The organism is Streptomyces antioxidans, assembly GCF_000968685.2.
In the GTDB taxonomy this organism is placed as follows: Bacteria; Actinomycetota; Actinomycetes; order Streptomycetales; family Streptomycetaceae; genus Streptomyces; species Streptomyces antioxidans.
The window spans coordinates 53943-70007 of sequence record NZ_LAKD02000004.1 but is presented as its reverse complement, the minus strand read 5'-3'; the positions used below and the strand labels follow the sequence as shown (position 1 = coordinate 70007).

At 68.9% G+C, this 16065-nt stretch carries 14 protein-coding genes; 10 read left to right on the top strand and 4 right to left on the bottom strand.

Annotated features, from left to right (window positions below; genetic code table 11):
• The first annotated feature begins 5 nt into the window (after positions 1–5).
• The 5 genes from VT50_RS02835 (at position 6) to VT50_RS02815 (ending at position 4200) form a co-directional block, all read left to right on the top strand.
• A complete protein-coding gene (locus VT50_RS02835; RefSeq protein ID WP_046089760.1) occupies positions 6–776 on the top strand; it encodes an SDR family oxidoreductase in 771 nt (256 codons plus the stop codon).
• Between the two features lie 9 nt (positions 777–785).
• A complete protein-coding gene (locus VT50_RS02830; RefSeq protein ID WP_046089759.1) occupies positions 786–1496 on the top strand; it encodes an SDR family oxidoreductase in 711 nt (236 codons plus the stop codon).
• A gap of 60 nt (positions 1497–1556) precedes the next feature.
• Positions 1557–2507: a hypothetical protein gene (locus VT50_RS02825; protein ID WP_046089758.1), complete on the top strand. Its 951-nt coding sequence runs from the start codon at positions 1557–1559 to the stop codon at positions 2505–2507.
• Positions 2508–2848: 341 nt separating this feature from the next.
• Entirely contained in the window at positions 2849–3571 is a 723-nt protein-coding gene (locus VT50_RS02820) for an SDR family oxidoreductase (RefSeq protein ID WP_046089757.1), read from the top strand.
• 44 nt (positions 3572–3615) lie between these two features.
• The gene (locus VT50_RS02815) at positions 3616–4200 is read left to right on the top strand and encodes a hypothetical protein (RefSeq protein ID WP_046089756.1); all 585 of its coding nucleotides are present in this window, start codon (positions 3616–3618) and stop codon (positions 4198–4200) included.
• A gap of 200 nt (positions 4201–4400) precedes the next feature.
• Here VT50_RS02815 and VT50_RS02810 read toward each other — a convergent pair whose 3' ends face one another.
• Complete coding sequence (locus tag VT50_RS02810) at positions 4401–5201, bottom strand: helix-turn-helix domain-containing protein (RefSeq protein WP_143645175.1); 801 nt, start codon at positions 5199–5201, stop codon at positions 4401–4403.
• An 11-nt stretch (positions 5202–5212) separates the two neighbouring features.
• Entirely contained in the window at positions 5213–5938 is a 726-nt protein-coding gene (locus VT50_RS02805) for a helix-turn-helix domain-containing protein (protein ID WP_143645174.1), read from the bottom strand.
• Between the two features lie 470 nt (positions 5939–6408).
• Between VT50_RS02805 and VT50_RS02800 the strand changes: the two genes are divergently transcribed.
• Positions 6409–7284, top strand: coding sequence for a cation:proton antiporter (locus tag VT50_RS02800; RefSeq protein ID WP_240529022.1), 876 nt, complete (start codon positions 6409–6411; stop codon positions 7282–7284).
• Here the strand turns inward: VT50_RS02800 and VT50_RS02795 are convergent.
• Entirely contained in the window at positions 7232–8296 is a 1065-nt protein-coding gene (locus VT50_RS02795) for an AraC family transcriptional regulator (protein WP_075200590.1), read from the bottom strand. The two genes, VT50_RS02800 and VT50_RS02795, sit on opposite strands and share 53 nt — an antisense overlap.
• Positions 8297–9089: 793 nt before the next feature.
• Here VT50_RS02795 and VT50_RS39910 point away from each other — a divergent pair.
• From VT50_RS39910 to VT50_RS02775, 3 genes are read left to right on the top strand one after another with little or no spacing between them, the layout of a single operon-like run.
• Positions 9090–9773, top strand: a complete 684-nt coding sequence (locus tag VT50_RS39910; RefSeq protein ID WP_053048659.1) for a hypothetical protein — start codon at positions 9090–9092, stop codon at positions 9771–9773.
• A complete protein-coding gene (locus VT50_RS02780) occupies positions 9770–11146 on the top strand; it encodes a cation:proton antiporter (protein ID WP_046087912.1) in 1377 nt (458 codons plus the stop codon). Before VT50_RS39910 ends, VT50_RS02780 begins: the two co-directional genes overlap by 4 nt.
• 5 nt (positions 11147–11151) lie before the next feature.
• A complete protein-coding gene (locus VT50_RS02775; protein ID WP_078840818.1) occupies positions 11152–12846 on the top strand; it encodes an FGGY family carbohydrate kinase in 1695 nt (564 codons plus the stop codon).
• Here the strand turns inward: VT50_RS02775 and VT50_RS02770 are convergent.
• Positions 12738–13388 carry a peroxiredoxin-like family protein gene (locus VT50_RS02770; protein ID WP_046087913.1) on the bottom strand — a complete coding sequence of 217 codons (651 nt, stop codon included), beginning with the start codon at positions 13386–13388 and terminating at the stop codon, positions 12738–12740. The genes VT50_RS02775 and VT50_RS02770 overlap by 109 nt on opposite strands.
• A gap of 736 nt (positions 13389–14124) precedes the next feature.
• Here VT50_RS02770 and dxs point away from each other — a divergent pair.
• Positions 14125–16029: a 1-deoxy-D-xylulose-5-phosphate synthase gene (dxs, locus tag VT50_RS02765; RefSeq protein WP_046087914.1), complete on the top strand. Its 1905-nt coding sequence runs from the start codon at positions 14125–14127 to the stop codon at positions 16027–16029.
• The last annotated feature ends 36 nt before the right edge of the window (positions 16030–16065 follow it).

Here is a 16065-nt window from a genome sequence, read left to right as displayed (position 1 = left end):
CCACAGTGACACCTCAGAACGGCAACGAGGCCGCCCCCGCCCGCCGTGAGCCCCGCGGCCGACGCGTGGTCATCACCGGAGCCGGCCGGGACTTCGGCCGGACGCTCGCCCTCTTCTTCGCCCGCCGGGGCGACGAAGTCCTGCTCTCCGCCCGGGACCTGGCGGCGGCCGAGCATGTGGCCGACGAGATCCGTGGCCTCGGGTCCGACAGGGTCCACGCCCTGCGCTGCGACCTGGCGGACCCGGCGTCGGTACGCGCCTTCGCCGACGAGATCGCCACGGTGACCGACCACGTCGACGTGCTGGTCAACAACGGGGCCCGCTGGCTGTCCGGCGAGGACCTCGCCTCCGCCGCCGACGAGGACATCGCCGCCACCGTCGCCTCGACCGTGACCGGCACCGTCCTCGTCACCAAGCACCTGCTGCCGCTGCTGCTGCAGTCCGACCGGCCCGACGTGGTCAACCTGATCTCGTCGGCCGGGCTCACCGGCAACCACCGTACCCGGGCCCACGCCGCGTTCTACGCGGCCAAGCACGGGCAGGCCGGCCTCGCCGACCTGCTCTCCCCCCAACTGCGCCCGCACGGCGTGCGCGTCATCTCGCTGTACCCGCCCGACTTCAGCAACCCGGATCCGCTGGGCCCGGACTGGGACACGACGCCCCGCGAGGCGGGCTGCGAGCTCACCGCCCACTCCCTCGTGGAGTGCGTCATGTTCGCGATCGACCAGCCACGGGACTGCTTCATCAAGGCGTTCCACTTCGAACAGACCACCTGAAAGAGCACCATGGATTCCGTCAGCACCAGCACGTCCGTCGTCATCTCCGGGGTGAGCCGGGGCCTCGGCGCCGCCCTGGCCCGGCGCTTTACCGCACTGGGCCACCGCGTCGCCGGCTGCGGCCGCGACCGCGAGGCCCTGGACAGGCTCCGCGCCGACCTCGGCGAGGACCACCTGATCACCGTCACCGACGTCACCGACGCCGACGCCGTGGAGCGGTGGGCCGGGGAGACCGTACGGCGGCTCGGCGCGCCCGCCCTGGTCGTCGCCAACGCCGGGTACATCAGCCCCCAGGCCCCGGTGTGGGAGACCAGCCCGGCGGACTTCCGCACCACCGTCGACGTCAACGTCGTCGGCGTCTACACCCTGGCCCGCGCCTTCCTGCCGCGGATGGCGACCGGCGGTACCTTTGTCGCCGTCTCCTCGGGCTGGGGCCGCAATCCGCGCGGCAGGCTGGCCGCCTACACCGCGAGCAAGTTCGCCGTCGAGGGCTTCACCCGGGCCATCGCCCAGGAGGCCGAGGAACTGCTGCCGGGCGTCACCGCCGTCGCCGTCGACCCGGGCGGTGGCGTGGACACCGCCATGCTCGCCACCTGTCTGCCGGACGAGCACACCGAGTACCCGGGCCCCGAAGCCTGGGCACAGGTGGCGGCCGACTATCTGCTGCACCAGGTACCGAAGGAGCCCAACGGGGCTTCTCTGACGGTTCCCGGGCCGTAAGCCCGGCCGCGGGCTCGGCAGGCGATCCGCATCCACCGGACCAACCCGAAGGAGACGACCGTGTCCGAAGCCGGCACCGTGGTGGCCGACCCGTGGTCCAGCAAGATACGTCAGCACGAGGCCGTCGCGGCCGCCGACCCGGATCTCGCCTTCGACCTGCACGTCCTCACCGGCCCGGCGGAGCTGACCGCCCATCTGGCGGCCCGCCGGGACCGTACGGTCGTCCTGCGGCCGGAGATCTCCGACGACACCGGCTCCGCCGTGCTGGTCCGGCCCGGAGCCGCACCGCCGGAACCCGAGCTCCGGCGGCTGTGGGACCGGGGCGGCCGGATCGTCGCCCACGACCATGTGCCCGGCACCCCGTGCTTCGTCAACGGTGTCGTCCTCGACGGCGTGCTCCACCTCACCGACGTCTGGCGGTGCTTCTCGCTGGAGGAACCCCCCAGGTCACTGCTCACCAGCGTGGTGAACCTCGCGCCCGGCTCGCCGCAGGAGCGCGAACTGGCGCACCGGCTGTCGCCCGTGGTGAAGGGCGTCGGCCTGGTCTCGGGGCCCGTCACGTTCGAGGCGGTCACGGGCGCCGGCGGGACCGTGAAAGTGGTCAAGTTCGCGGCCCGGACCGCGGGCCACCCCCTGCCGCACCTCTGCTCCCTGCTCGGCCTGCCCGATCAGGCGGCCGCGCTCGCCGGCGGCTCCCGGGCACTGGCCGGACGTCCGGCCGAGCCGGGCTTCGTCGCCGACTACGCCTTCATCGCTCGCGAGGGCGGACGGCTGGTCAGCATCGAAGGGCTGGACGAGGTCCGGGCGTTGCGCTCCTACGCCGGTGACATCTTCCTGCCGACTCCGGGCGACACGATCACCGCGACCACCGGAGAAGGCGGGGCGGGCGCCATCCTGTTGAGGAACCAGGACGAGGAAATCCTGCTCGCCGACGTCGAGTTCTGCCAACAGCGCAACCGGGAGGGCGTATTCGCCGTCGCGGCCGACGCCGGGCAGCCCCTCGGCCGGTGACCTCCCACCTCCTCGGCCGACGAGCATGCCCCTCCGAACAATCGACTGGAGAATCCCAGTCGTCCCCCACGAACAGTCGCAACGGTTCTTCCGCTCTCGATGCCGATCCCCTTCAGCGGCCTGCCGGAGATCCATCTGCGACCTGATCAAGCAGTGCTCACCCCGCCACTCAGCGGCGGGCACGACATCCCATCAGCGATCAACTCTCCGGGCCAACAGGCAGGGGCACGGTCTTTCGTCAGGACTCAGCGTCCGGGAAGCACGAGTGCTCACCTGCCGGACGGCTACCATCCGGAGTCTGCCGGATAGCCGACTCCCCGAACTGATGAGGCACCACTGCAATGGAGAACCTCCGCGTCGTCATCACCGGTGCCGCCCGGGACTTCGGGCGCACCCTGGCCATCGTCTTCGCCCGGCAGGGTGCCGAGGTGTTCCTCTCGGCGCGCAGCCTGGAGGGCGCCCGCCGCACCGAGCAGGAGATCCGTGACCTCGGCGGCGACCGGGTGCACGCCTTCGCCTGCGATATCACCGATCCGGAGTCCGTACGCGCCTTCGCGGACGGCGTCCGGGAGAAGGCCGGCGCCGTCGACGTACTCCTGAACAACGGCGCCAACTGGCTGGAGAGCGAGGACCTGACCACCGCGGACGATGCCGACATCCTCGCCACCACCGCATCCGCCGGAGGCACCGTTCTGATGGTCAAGCACTTCCTGCCGCTCCTGCGCGCCTCGCAGCGGCCCGACATCGTCACCCTGGTGTCGGCAGCCGCGACGCCGAACTACACCGGCTGCGCGGGCCACGAGGCGTTCTACGCGGCCAAGGGCGGACAGGCCGCGTTCACCGGCATCCTGTCCAAGCGGCTGCGCGCGGAGGGCATCCGCGTCATCTCCCTGTTCCCGCCGGACTTCGACAACATCGACCCGCTGTCGCCCGCCTGGGAGGGCGCCTCGCGCACCCCGAAGGACACCCTGACCGCGCAGTCCCTCGCGGAATGCGTCACCTTCGCCGTCAACCAGCCCCGGGACTGCTTCCTCAGCCAGCTGCACTTCGAGCCCGGCCACTGACCGGGCGCCGTGCCGTACGTCCGCATCCTCGAAAGGCGACTGCCATGACACTGCTCCAGGTTCTGCCCGCCACGGGCGAGGCGAAGCCGCTGCTCACCACCCAGGACCCCGACCGCATCGCGGCCGAACTCGCAGTGCACGGCGCCCGGTTCGAGCGGTGGGCCCTCAAGGACCTGGCGGCCGGCTTCGGCGACGACGACGTGCTCGGCCTGTACCGGACGGAGGCGGACCGATTTTCTGCCGAGACCGGCCTGGGACATGTCGAGGTGGTCCGGATGGCACCGGACGACTCTGACCCGCGGTGGGCCACCGAGGCCCGCGCTTCGCGTGACCGCTACTTCAACGAGCACACCCACCGCTCGGATGAGGTCTGGTTCTTCGCCCAGGGCCGGTGCGGCTTCTATCTGCGGCTGGCCGACGAGGAGACCGTCCACGTGTTGATCTCCGAGCCGGGCGACCTGGTGTGCACGCCCGCCGGCGTACGGCACTGGTTCGACATGGGGGAGACGCCCGACTTCGCCGCCCTGCACATCTACGTCGCCGAGACCGACTGGGACGAGGCATTCACCGGCGACCCGATCGCGTCCCGGTTCCCGCACATGGAGGAGCTGCTGGCCACGGCTCGCTGACCCGCGGGCGCCGCCTCCAGCCCCCTTCCCGCCGGCGCCGGGTGCCCGGCACCACCGTGCCGCGCACCCCGGGTCAGCCCTGCTCACCCCGAATCTGGCCGTCGCCCGGTGGGAGCGGCTGTACGCGCTGTACCGCGAACTCGGCCACACCGTCGATCTGATCGACCCGCGCTACTACCACCTTGACACCGCGCCGGCCCTCAAGTGCTGCACGCTGGGGACACGCGGTTGACGATGGCTGCCGGAACGGGCCCATCCGCCACGCGCGTCGACCGCCGTGGCAGCAGGCCCGTCTCGATCGCGCGGGCGCCGGCCTGGAACCGGGAGTTGGTGCGCAGCAGTGCCATGATGTCGGCGACGTGGCGCCGGTAGGTGCGCACGGACATGGAGAGCTTGCGGGCCGCGACGTCATCGATGAGCCCCTCCTGGAGACAGCCGAGGACACGGCGTAATTCTTCGGCCTGGGTAAGTTCCCTCAATCGCAGACGTGGGTCCAGTACCGGCGCGGTCGGCCAGATGGTGTCGAAGAGCGCGCGCAGGTTCGTCGCCACGGACGTACTGCGTATGAGTGCCGGTTCGCCCGGGGTGTTCGACACCAGTGTCGACTCCGTGTCGGAGACGACCGCGGTGAGCCCCGGGAGCGCCGCGAGCCGCACCTCGGCCTCTTCCGGAAACACTGCGTCGAGCGCCCACCGGGTCCGGCTGCCCGGTGGGACGAGCGCCCGTACGGTGACGTCCGAGGCCAGCGTCGGGGCGATCCGGCGAAGGGCGGCAACGACGGCGGTGGTCGTCTCGGAGCGTTCGTCGATTATCAGACAGAGGGATTCCGAAGCCTGGGACATGAAGTTTTCGGCAGCTTCTCCCAGGGTTTCTCGGCTTACGGAGAGCTGGGTGACGAGTGAATCGTTCGTCGTCTGGCTACGCCATTGTGCGGCCAATGATTCCACCAGGCCCCGGACCTTGAGCAAATCCTGCTCCAGAATTTTCGTGGTCGGCAACACGTTTATTCCCTTCAGAGCGTGTCAAACAGCTGTAATTCGGCTGCTCGGGTGCCACCGGAAAAACGGGAACTGACTTCCAGGGACTCCAGGATTCTGGCGACGTGTCGGCGGTACGTGCGCAGGGACAGGCCCAGTTCACGGGCCGCGACCGCGTCGGTGGAGCCGGCATACAGCTGGGCCAGAACCCCGCGCGCGGTGTCGGTGGCGAGATAGGCGTCCAGCAGCAGATAGTCCGGCCAATGCAGCGAGGCTTCCCAGGCGCCCATGAACAGCGAGGTCAGCACGCGGACCACGGCCCGGTCGCGAACCAGCAGGCCTCCCGTGCTGTCGCCCGGCGCATGGAGCAGCGCCTCCGCGACGTCCACCACCAGGGTCTCGGCGAGCGGACGGCCGGTCACGCGTAGTTCCACCAGGTCGGCAGCCGCCGCCCAGGTCGGCAGCTCCCGCAGTGCCGAGGCGGACCCGAGCACGCGGACGGTAATCCGGCCCGGACCGGCCTGGGCCCGGGCCCTGAGGTCGCTCAGCATGGTGCGTACCGCCGCCAGCTGCCCGCTCCGACCGGACAGCGAGATCAGCACGGTGCGCCGGGCCTGGGCCACCAGGTGCGTCAGGGTGGCACCGGGCGTCTCCTGCCGCTTGTCGGCGGATAATTTCACGAATCGCGGCGCGGGAAGAGAACGAAATTCAAGAACGGCGGAATCGATGAGATTCCTCGCTTGCAGCAGCGCGTGTTCCACGGGGTCGTGAGTAAATTGTGTACTGTCTGTTTCAGACTGATCCCGATCGATGACTACCCCCAGGTTCTCCCTGGTTGGAAAGTTACCCAATCGAGACAGTCCTAGCAAGGGATTTCCGAGTACGGAACGTGCCGTTTTGTCTGACTTACGCGGCAATGTCCATTGCTCTCTGTCGTTAATTGATGGTCGAATGGCTCATTCCGGTAAGCCGGTGGCACACCGTGTGCGTGAGGCGATCTGTTCGAATTTCGCGCTTTCTCTATGCAGAGGGCCGTGGAATGGGTCGCCGAGACGATCGGGCCGATAAGGGTGTCGATTGTGGCGTCGGTGTCGAGTCTGGACGGTGTCGAGTCCGGATGAGACCTCGCTGGACCGCTTCGGTAGTACGGTGCGGTCTGGGTTCTTTGGTGTTGAGTTGCCGGTGGCTGACCCTTACCCCTCGGGTGTTGTGCCCTCCGCAGGCCGAGCCCATGGTCTTTGCCGTGTTCCTTGGCGTGGCGCTGTGTGTCAGTGCCATCCCGGTGATTGCCAAGACCCTGTTGGACATGGGGTTGGTCCACCGTGACGTCGGTCAGCTCATCCTGGCTGCCGGGACCCTGGATGACGTTGTCGGCTGGTTGTTGCTGTCTGTGGTCTCTGCCTTGGTTACCAGTGGCCTGCGTATTGCCACTGTGGTGGGCCCGGTGGCGCATCTGGCTGGTCTGCTGCTGGTGGTGATCGTGCTGGGCCGGCCTCTGGTCCGTGCGGTGCTGCGCCGTGCTCAGCGCTCCCAGGGCTCGGCTGCGGTGGTGGTTACCGCGGTCGCGATCCTCCTGGTGTGCGCGGCGGGCACCGCGGCGGTGGGTCTGGAGCCGGTTTTCGGTGCGTTCTTGGGCGGCATATTGATCGGCACCAGCGGTGCCGCCAGTCTCAACTCGCTTGCACCGTTGAACAACGGACTCTCCGCCACCCTCGCTCCGGTCTTCTTCGCTACCGCGGGACTGCGTATGGACATCGCAGCGCTGAAAGACCCTGCGGTCCTGGCCGGCGCGGGTCTCATCCTGGGCGTCGCGATCCTGGGGAAGTTCGCCGGCGCTCTGCTGGGCGGATGGACTTCCCGCCTGGGCCGGTGGGAAATCCTCGCACTCGGCGCTGGCATGAACGCACGCGGCGTCGTGCAACTCGTCGTGGCCGCTGTGGGCCTCCGCCTGGGCGTACTTAATACCGAGTCCTACACCATTATCGTGCTCACCGCGGTGATTACCTCTCTCATGGCGCCGCCCCTGCTCAGGATCGCCACCCGCCGCCTGGAAATCACCGACCAGGAGGAAATACGGCGCCAGACGATGGAGCCTCTTCTGCGGTGAAACTCTGAGCCCCCAGCCTGGGCATCGCACGATGCCGCCGCACTGTCTCCGAAGGATTCTCGTGGTACTTCTTCCGATATTCTTGAGCGAATCGGCCGAAGTGGCTGAACCCCCACCGCGCCGCCACTTCACTCACCGTCAGTCTCCCTGTGCCGGGCGCGGTCAGCTCCGCCCGTACCCGCTTCAACCGCACCTGGCGCAGATATCCGCACGGAGGCAGACCGAAGCGGCGGCTAAACGCCTTCTCCAGTGTGCGCACACTCACCCCCGCGGCCTGGGCGAGACCAGCCACCGTATGGCCGACCTCCGGATAGTCATGGATCAGCCGCACCGCTTTCTCCACCGGCCCGCCCGGCTTGGCCGACCGGCTGTGCACCAGCGCCGGGCTCGCGGTGTTCGGCTGACTGACCAGCAGCTCCGTCATCAGCGCCCGTTCCAGTTCGGTGGCCACCAGCGGGTGGATCGGCTCCTGCCCCGCGCTGTCGGCCTCATTGGCCCGCTCGGCCAGGAACATCAGCGACTCATACCAGCTCACCGCGCGGCCGGCATCGAACCGCATCAGGGGCTCGAACGCGGGCGGCTCCGCCGGGGAATGGTGCAGCAGACTGTGCAGATGAGCGGTCAGCACCGCCTGGTCCAGCTCCACGATCAGCTGCCCGCAGTCCGCCGAACACCGTGCGCTGACCGGCTCACCCGGCCCCAGCACCGCCCCCAGACCAGGGCCGATACGCATCCGCTGCGCCCCGCACAGCCAGATGTTCCCGGCCAGCGGCACCAGCACCAGATATCCGGACCGCGCCCCGGTCAGTTCAAAACGCGCACTGGCACCGAGCGAGAGATAGCTCAGCCGCAGCGAACCCAACGGACAACTGTGAAAGCGGATATCGGGCCGCGTACTCGCTGCGACCGATAACGCGTGCCGGCCGAACAGGGGGGTGAGCCATTCTTCGGCGGCGGCGACATCTTCGGTGTGCAGAACGGCATGGTTAGTCAACAGTGGTGCTGCGGACATCTGATCTCCCTCGCGCCAGATCATGGCGAATCGGAGCAGAGCGGCGGCCCCGGAAGGGCGAGTGACGGCCAAGGTTCTCACCCGTCACAATTTGATAATAATGACGGACTCGAAGCGGTAACGCAATGATCAATGCGAGCACCTTTTCGGTCATTGTTGTAAGCAGAAAGGAACTGAGCATTCAGGTCTATCGACCACGCGGTCAGCGACGTGAGGAGGCCCGGTTCCGTCAAACAGACCGGGCCGAACAGGGCGCGCCAGGGGGTGAATCAGAGATTCCGCATGTCCGGTTCTCGCTGTTTTCCATGACCGGAAAGTGCGGACAGCGCAGGATCTGGACGCCGAATGTCAACTCCTCGATCCGGCCAAGCTCCACACCCCCGCGGCCAGCCCCACCGGATCACCCCCACCGGATCACCGCCTTCCGGTTCAGCGGCCTCCGGTTCACCGCCTTCCGGTTCAGCGGCCTCCGGTGCGCCCCGGCCCACTTCGTCCCCGGTGAACCCACACCCGCCGCACCCGCCACGTCTCACGCCCGCCGCGCCCGCCACGTCTCACACCTGCCGCACCCGCCACGTCTCACACCCGCCGCACCCGCCACGTCTCACACCTGCCACGCCCGCCACGTCTCACACCTGCCACGCCCGCCATGCCCCACACCCGCCACACCTGCCACGCCCCACACACATCCGCTGCGTGAACGAAAGGGCCCCTGACCGGCGTATCAGAAAAGCCACCGGCAACTACCGCCAACTACCGGTAACTACCGGCAACGAGAGAAAGGTCCCCCGCAATGATCCTCAGGTCATGGAGCGCAACGGCCCCCCTCGGTAATACGGCCGCCTTCCTCGAGATTTTCCACAACACCGTCCTCCCGCACATGGAGGGCTTCGACGGTTACCGCGGCTGCTACCTGCTGCACCGCCAGGAGGATGACCAGGCCCGCCTCCAGGTGCTCAGCCTGTGGACCTCATCTGTGGCCGTCGCCACGTTCGCTGGCACTGAGGCGCTGACGGCGGTGATCTCACCCGCGGTCGCGGAACTCATGACTGACTACGACACTGAGGTCCGCCACGACACCGTCGCCGTGGACACCGTGACCGGCGGCACCGGCGGCACCGGCGGCACCGGCGGCACCGGCGGCATCGTCGCCGTGGATACCGTGACTGGTGGCACTGGTGGCACTGGTGGCACTGGTGGCACTGGTGGCACCGGCGGCACCGGCCGTATCGGCTGTATCGGCGGTACTGGTGGCACTGGCGGCACCGGTGGCACCGGTGGCACTGGCGGTATCGGCGGTATCGGCGGTATCGGCGGTACCGGCGGTATCGGCGGTATCGGCGGTATCGGCGGTACCGGCCGTACCGGCGGCACCGGCCGTATCGGCGGCACCGGTGGCACCGGTGGCACCGGCAGCACCGGCCGTATCGGCTGTATCGGTGGCCCGGTCGGGTTGAGCGGGGATGGCCGGTCATGACGCTGCAGTCGCCTGACCTTATGCACCTGTTCGTTGCTGTGACCCTGTTGCTGGTCGCTGCTCACACCACTGGCCACCTCTTCCAGTTGCTGCGCCAGCCGCCGGTCATCGGTGAGATCGTGGCGGGCCTGTTCCTGGGTCCGACTGTCCTTGGTGTGTTCGCCCCCGAGGTGCAGGGGTGGCTGTTCCCGTCCCAGGGTCCGGCGGCTGCGGGGCTGGGCGTGTTGTATGAGGCCGGGCTGCTTTTGCTGCTGTTCCTCTCCGGCCGGGAGATGGTCGAGCACCGTCACCGTGGCCGGGGGAGATCCACTGCTTCGATGGCGTTGATCGGCGTCATCGTGCCGTTCGCTGCTGGTCTGTTCACCGCGCGGTTCGTTGACATCGATGCACTGTCCGGACCGCAGGGCACCCGTACCAGCGTGGGGCTGGTCTTCGGTATTGGCGTGGCCGTGACCAGCATCCCGGTGATCTCTCGTATCATGCTTGACCTGGACATTCTGCGTACCGCTTTTGCCCGTGTGGTGCTGTCCATCGCCGTCTTCGAAGACCTGGTGCTCTATGTGATGCTCGCCGTCGTGCTGGGCTTGGCCCAGGCGAAGTCCGGTACCACCTATGGGCTGTGGTCGGTGTTCGACAATAACGACGCCTTGCCCAGTACTGTTTACTACGTGGTGGCCAGCCTGGTCTTCTTTGCCGTCTTTCTGCCACTGGGCCGGGGCTTTTTCCGTATGCTGGCCCGTGGCCCGGCCCACTTCATCGAAAAGCGCAGCCCCACCGGATTCCGGCTGGTGTTCATGCTGGGAATGGCCCTGATCTGTGTGGGCCTGGGCATCAACCCGGTCTTCGGAGCCCTGCTGGCCGGCGCCTGTGCCGCCGGTGCGGACACTCAGGCCGCCGAGCCGGAGCAGCGGGCATCAGCTGACGCCGCATGGGAGGCCCTGAAGAGATTCTCCCTCGGCTTCTTCATCCCTCTGTACTTCGCGAACGTCGGCCTTCAGCTGGACCTGGCCCACCATTTCCCGCTGCTGTTCTTCGCCGCCTTCCTCCTTATGGCCTGCCTGGTCAAACTGGTCAGTGTCTGGGCGGCGGCCCGACTGGCCGGGGAGGACAACAAGGCCGCCCAGCACTTCGCCGTCGCCTTGAACGCACGGGGTGGACCAGGCATCGTGCTGGCCACCGTGACACTCGCGGCCGGAGTCATCAACGAGGACTTCTACACCGTGCTGGCCATGCTCTCGATCGTCACCTCACAGATCGCCGGCGTGTGGTTGCACGTTTTCCGCAAACAGGTCATCGACATCGCCCGGCAGTCCGCCCCGTCCCCCGCGCTCGCGACACCACAGGGTGCGGCCAACTCGGCGAAGCAGAGGTGAACATGATGGCCGACTTCATCGCAAGCCTTCACCAGAGCACCACCGGCACCCGCTGCGCGATCCTCGACGCTGACGGCACTGAGAGGGCCGCCAGTACCCGGCAACACACCCAGCTGCGGCGCGCGGACAACCGCCTTGAGCACGACCCGGCACAGATCTGGGACCACACCCGGGCCGTCCTGGCTGAGGTGCTCGGCCACGCCCGGCTGACCCCCGCCGACCTGGCCGCCATCGGCATCACCAACCAGATCGAGACCACTATGGTCTGGAACCGGCACACCGGCCAGCCCTACCACCATGCCATCGCCTGGCAGGACACCCGCACCCGCCCCCTGGCCGCCGCACTGGAAGCCGACGGCCACGCCGAGACCATCCACCGCAAGACCGGTCTGGTCAGCAACCCCTACTTCAGTGCGACGAAGATCCAGTGGCTGCTGGAACACATCCCCGGACTGCGCCGCGCGGCTGAGAAGGGCCAGGCCCTGTTCGGATCCATCGACACCTGGCTGATCTGGCAGCTGACCGGCGCGGCCGCGGGCGGCCGTCACGTCACCGACGTGACCAACGCGGCCCGCACCATGCTGATGAACCTCGCCACCGTGGACTGGGACGAGGAACTGCTGGACCTGTTCGGCATACCCTCCGCCATGCTGCCCCGGATCCGCCCCTCGGCCACCCCCGACGGCTTCGGCGCCACCGTCGAGCACGGCGTACCGATCAGCGGCGTCCTGGGCGAACCACAGGCCGCCCTGTTCGGCCACGGCTGCTGGGCCACCGGCGCGGCATGGTGCAACAACAGCCACCGCAACCTTCTCATGCTCACCATGGGAGACCAGCCCCTGCACTCCCGCCACGGTCTGAACACCACCATCGCCTACCAGCTGACCGGCCGACCCCCCGTCTACGCCCTGGAGGGAAACATCCCCCACACCGGCGGCGCGGCACGCTGGGTGATCGAAGACCTCGGCTCGCTGCCCAGCTGGCGGGCCTTCGAGGCCGCCGCCTCCTCGGTCGCGGGCACGATGGGCCTGTACTTTGTGCCCGCCTTCACCGGCCTGGGCGTACCCGATCCCCAGCCCCACGCCCGCGGCGCGCTCATCGGCCTGACACCCCGCCACACCAAGGACCACATCGCCAGAGCGGCCCTGGAATCAACCGGATACCGGATGCACGACCTGCTCACCGCCATGACTGAGGACTGCGCGGTGACACCCCGCTGCCTGGCCGCCGACGGGCCCGCCGCGGCCTCGGACACCGCCCTGGCGATCCAGGCCGACGTGATGGGCATACCGGTGAGCCGGGCCGCGGTCGCCGAGCCGCCCACCCGCGGCGCGGCGTACGCGGCAGGTCTGGGCGTCGGCTACTGGAAGGACACCGCGGAACTCCCCGTCCACCGGCCGCCCCGGCACCGCTGGAGGCCGGGCTGGACGGCCGGGCGGCGGCGGGCCGCGGTGGCGGGCTGGCGCCGGGCGGTGGCCCGTACCGGCCCCCTGACCACGCCACAGGACCCACCCCCCGCCCCGCCCGCGCAGCATCCCGCGCCCGGTGCCCCGGCCCCGGCGCAGGCACCGGCCACCCCCTGGTGCCGGTCTCAGCCGAGGGCGTCCAGCGCGGCGAGGATGTCGGCCGGCTCGGCGCGCACGGTGAAATCGGTGTCCACGAAGGCCCACCGGACCGTCCCCGACCGGTCGATGACATAGGTGGCGGGTATCGGCAGCACCCGGGCGTGACCGTCATTGACCCGCTCCAGGTCCAGCCCCGACCTGGCGTAGTGGGCCGCCAGTTCCTCAGACACCTCAAAGGCCAGGCCATAGCGCCGCGCGGTGGCCGAGCCGATGTCGCTGAGCACGTCGAAGGCCAGCTGGTGCTTCTGGCTCTGGGACAGCGACTCATCCGGCCTCTGCGGCGAGATGGCCACCAGCCGGGCGCCACGGGCCGTGATGTCCTTGTGGTGCCGCTGGAGGGAACGGAGCGTCATATTGCAGTACGGGCACCAGGCGCCCCGGTAGAAGGTGAGCACCACCGGGGCGCCTGCGGAGAGCAGGTCCTCAAGCGCGAGGGTCCCGCCCGTGGCCGACGGCAGGCGGAAGTGCGGTGCCCGCGCACCGACCGCCAGCGCACGCTCGGCCTGACCGGACTCGGCCAACTCCCGGGCCGCCCGCTCCTTGACGGCGCGGGCCCCGGCCGCGTCCTGCCGGTGCTGGACTTCGCGGAACGCGCGCAACTCATCCTCAAGACTCATGGTTGCCCTGACCTTCCCTTGACTCGGCAGCGGGGGAGACCGGAACCCGGGAAACCGCGGTCACCGCGGCCGTACCGTATGCGTCTCCAACGTAGCGCGGCCCAGCCACCGGGGAAGCGCATCCCCAAGCCGGGCACCGCCCGGGCGAAGACAGCCCGCCGCGGCATACCGCCGCCGCCCGCACACCAACCAGTGGCCCGCCCCGCGCGGGGGACCGTAATAACACCCCGTGACCAGCTCGAATGGCAAAGTCCTCCTAAGGTAGGAATGCCGGGGTTCCTCCTTCCGGTGACCAGCGGGAGAAAGCCCTAGGGCAACGACTGGCCCCCGCCTGACAGTGCGGCGCATACCCCAAGAAATTGATAGCCTGTCACCTCCGCGTGCAGCAGGGAGGCGATTGCGGATGGCAAAGGCGCACGGGCTGATGCCGCTCCTTGCGGTCACCCCACTCCGCCCCCGTGAGAGATTACGGCGGGGACCGGGCATACCAGGCCGCGGCCGGGTTCCCGCAGCCGGCGGTCCGGCACCAGAACCCGCCACCACACTCCTCGGCGGCACCGCGCCACTGCGCCGGCCGGGCCCCGCCACCGCCGCGTCCGGCACACAGATGAGCCATCGCCCATTCGCCCATGACAAGGTGAACCACCCAACGGATCCGATAGCCCTCGCGTGCTGTGGGTCCTGTGCATGCACCGAAGCGAAAACCCTCCCTATCAGGGCCGAAGGAGAATGACGCATGGGCATTCTGGAATCAATCCGCGGGCCGCAGAACCTGAAGCAGCTCGACGCCGGTGAACTGGACCAACTGGCCGCGGAAATCCGTGAATTCCTCATCAACGCCGTCGCCCGCACCGGAGGACACCTGGGGCCGAACCTGGGCGTGGTGGAGCTGACCATCGCACTGCACCGGGTCTTCGACTCCCCCAAAGACCGCATCGTCTTCGACGTCGGCCACCAGGCCTATGTGCACAAGCTGCTGACCGGCCGCCAGGACTTCTCCGGGCTCCGCAAAGAAGGCGGCCTCTCGGGATACCCCAGCCGCGCCGAATCGCCACATGACATCGTCGAGAACCAGCACGCCTCCGTAGCCCTCAGCTGGGCCGACGGCATGGCCAAAGCCGACCGGCTGGCCGGCCGGCGTGACCGCTGCGTCGTCGCTGTCGTCGGCGACGGCGCGCTGACCGGAGGCATGACCTGGGAAGCGCTGAACAACGTCGCCGCCGACAAGAAACTCCCCCTGGTCATCGTCGTCAACGACAACGGCCACTCCTACAACCCCACCATCGGCGGACTCGCCACCCATCTGGCTGCCCTCCGCACGACGGACGGCTATGAGCAGTTCCTCGAGCGCACCAAGAACGCACTGGACCGCACCCCCTTCGTCGGCCGCTCGGTCTACGACGCACTCCACGGGGCGAAGAAGGGCCTGAAGGACTTCATCGCCCCCCAGGGCATGTTCGAGGACCTGGGCCTGAAGTACGTGGGCCCCATCGACGGCCACGACGTGGCCGCCATGGAGATGGCCCTGCGCCGCGCCCAGGGCTTCGGCGGCCCGGTGATCGTCCACTGCATCACCGAGAAGGGACGCGGCTACAGCTTCGCCGAGGAATCCGATGAGCGCTTCCACCAGGTGAAGGTGATCGACCCCGACACCGGTAAGCCCGTCTCGGTCGCGGGCAAGGACTGGACGTCGGTCTTCGGTGAGGAAATGGTGCGGCTGGGCACCGAGCGTAAGGACATCGTGGCCATCACCGCCGCGATGCGGCGCTCCACCGGGCTGGCACCGTTCGCCGAGCGGTTCCCCGACCGGTTCTTCGACGTCGGCATCGCCGAACAGCACGCGGCGGCCTCCGCGGCCGGACTGGCCACGGCCGGACTGCACCCGGTGGTCTCGGTCTACGCGACCTTCATGAACCGGTGCTTCGACCAGCTGCTGATGGACGTGGCCCTGCACCGCTGCCCGGTCACCTTCATACTGGACCGTGCGGGCATCACCGGTGACGACGGCGCCTCCCACAACGGCATGTGGGACATGGCCCTCCTGCAGGTGGTGCCGGGGCTGCGGATCGCCGCACCGCGTGACGCCGATCAGCTGCGCAGCCAGATGCGCGAGGCCGTCGCGGTGGACGACGGGCCCACGGTGGTGCGCTACTCCAAGGGCACCGTCGGCCCCGAAGTGGCCGCCGTCGCCACCGTGGCGGGCATGGACGTGCTCCGGGGCTCGGAGGAGGCGCAGGATGAGGCCGATGTGCTCATCGTCTCCGTTGGCGCGCTGGCCCCCATGTGCCTGGAGATCGCCGACCGGCTCGCCGAACAGGGCATCAGCACCACCGTGCTGGACCCGCGGTGGGTCAAACCGGTCAACGAAGCCCTCCCCGCCATCGCCCGCCGGCACCGGCTCGTGGTGAGCGTCGAGGACGGGGTACGGGCCGGAGGTGTCGGAGCCGCCATCGCCCAGTCCCTGCGGGACGCCGAAGTCGACGTGCCCCTGCGGGACTTCGGCATCCCCGTTGAGTTCCTCGACCACGCCGAGCGCGGCCGGGTACTGGCCCGTGTCGGCCTGACCGCGGCGGACATCGCCCGCCGCGTCTCGGGCGTCTTCGCCGGCCTGGGACGGGAGGAGATGGTCTTCCCCGGCTGAGCCAGCCGCGCCCTTCCCCGGCTGAGCCAGCCGGAC

Bases quoted from the DNA above. Each gene is read 5' to 3' on its own strand.
- VT50_RS02815 (WP_046089756.1), top strand. From the start codon at position 3,616: ATGACACTGCTCCAGGTTCTGCCCGCCACGGGCGAGGCGAAGCCGCTG.
- VT50_RS02780 (WP_046087912.1), top strand. From the start codon at position 9,770: ATGACGCTGCAGTCGCCTGACCTTATGCACCTGTTCGTTGCTGTGACC.
- VT50_RS02775 (WP_078840818.1), top strand. From the start codon at position 11,152: ATGGCCGACTTCATCGCAAGCCTTCACCAGAGCACCACCGGCACCCGC.
- dxs (WP_046087914.1), top strand. From the start codon at position 14,125: ATGGGCATTCTGGAATCAATCCGCGGGCCGCAGAACCTGAAGCAGCTC.
- VT50_RS02830 (WP_046089759.1), top strand. From the start codon at position 786: ATGGATTCCGTCAGCACCAGCACGTCCGTCGTCATCTCCGGGGTGAGC.
- VT50_RS39910 (WP_053048659.1), top strand. From the start codon at position 9,090: ATGATCCTCAGGTCATGGAGCGCAACGGCCCCCCTCGGTAATACGGCC.
- VT50_RS02795 (WP_075200590.1), bottom strand. From the start codon at position 8,296: ATGTCCGCAGCACCACTGTTGACTAACCATGCCGTTCTGCACACCGAA.
- VT50_RS02820 (WP_046089757.1), top strand. From the start codon at position 2,849: ATGGAGAACCTCCGCGTCGTCATCACCGGTGCCGCCCGGGACTTCGGG.
- VT50_RS02800 (WP_240529022.1), top strand. From the start codon at position 6,409: ATGGTCTTTGCCGTGTTCCTTGGCGTGGCGCTGTGTGTCAGTGCCATC.
- VT50_RS02770 (WP_046087913.1), bottom strand. From the start codon at position 13,388: ATGAGTCTTGAGGATGAGTTGCGCGCGTTCCGCGAAGTCCAGCACCGG.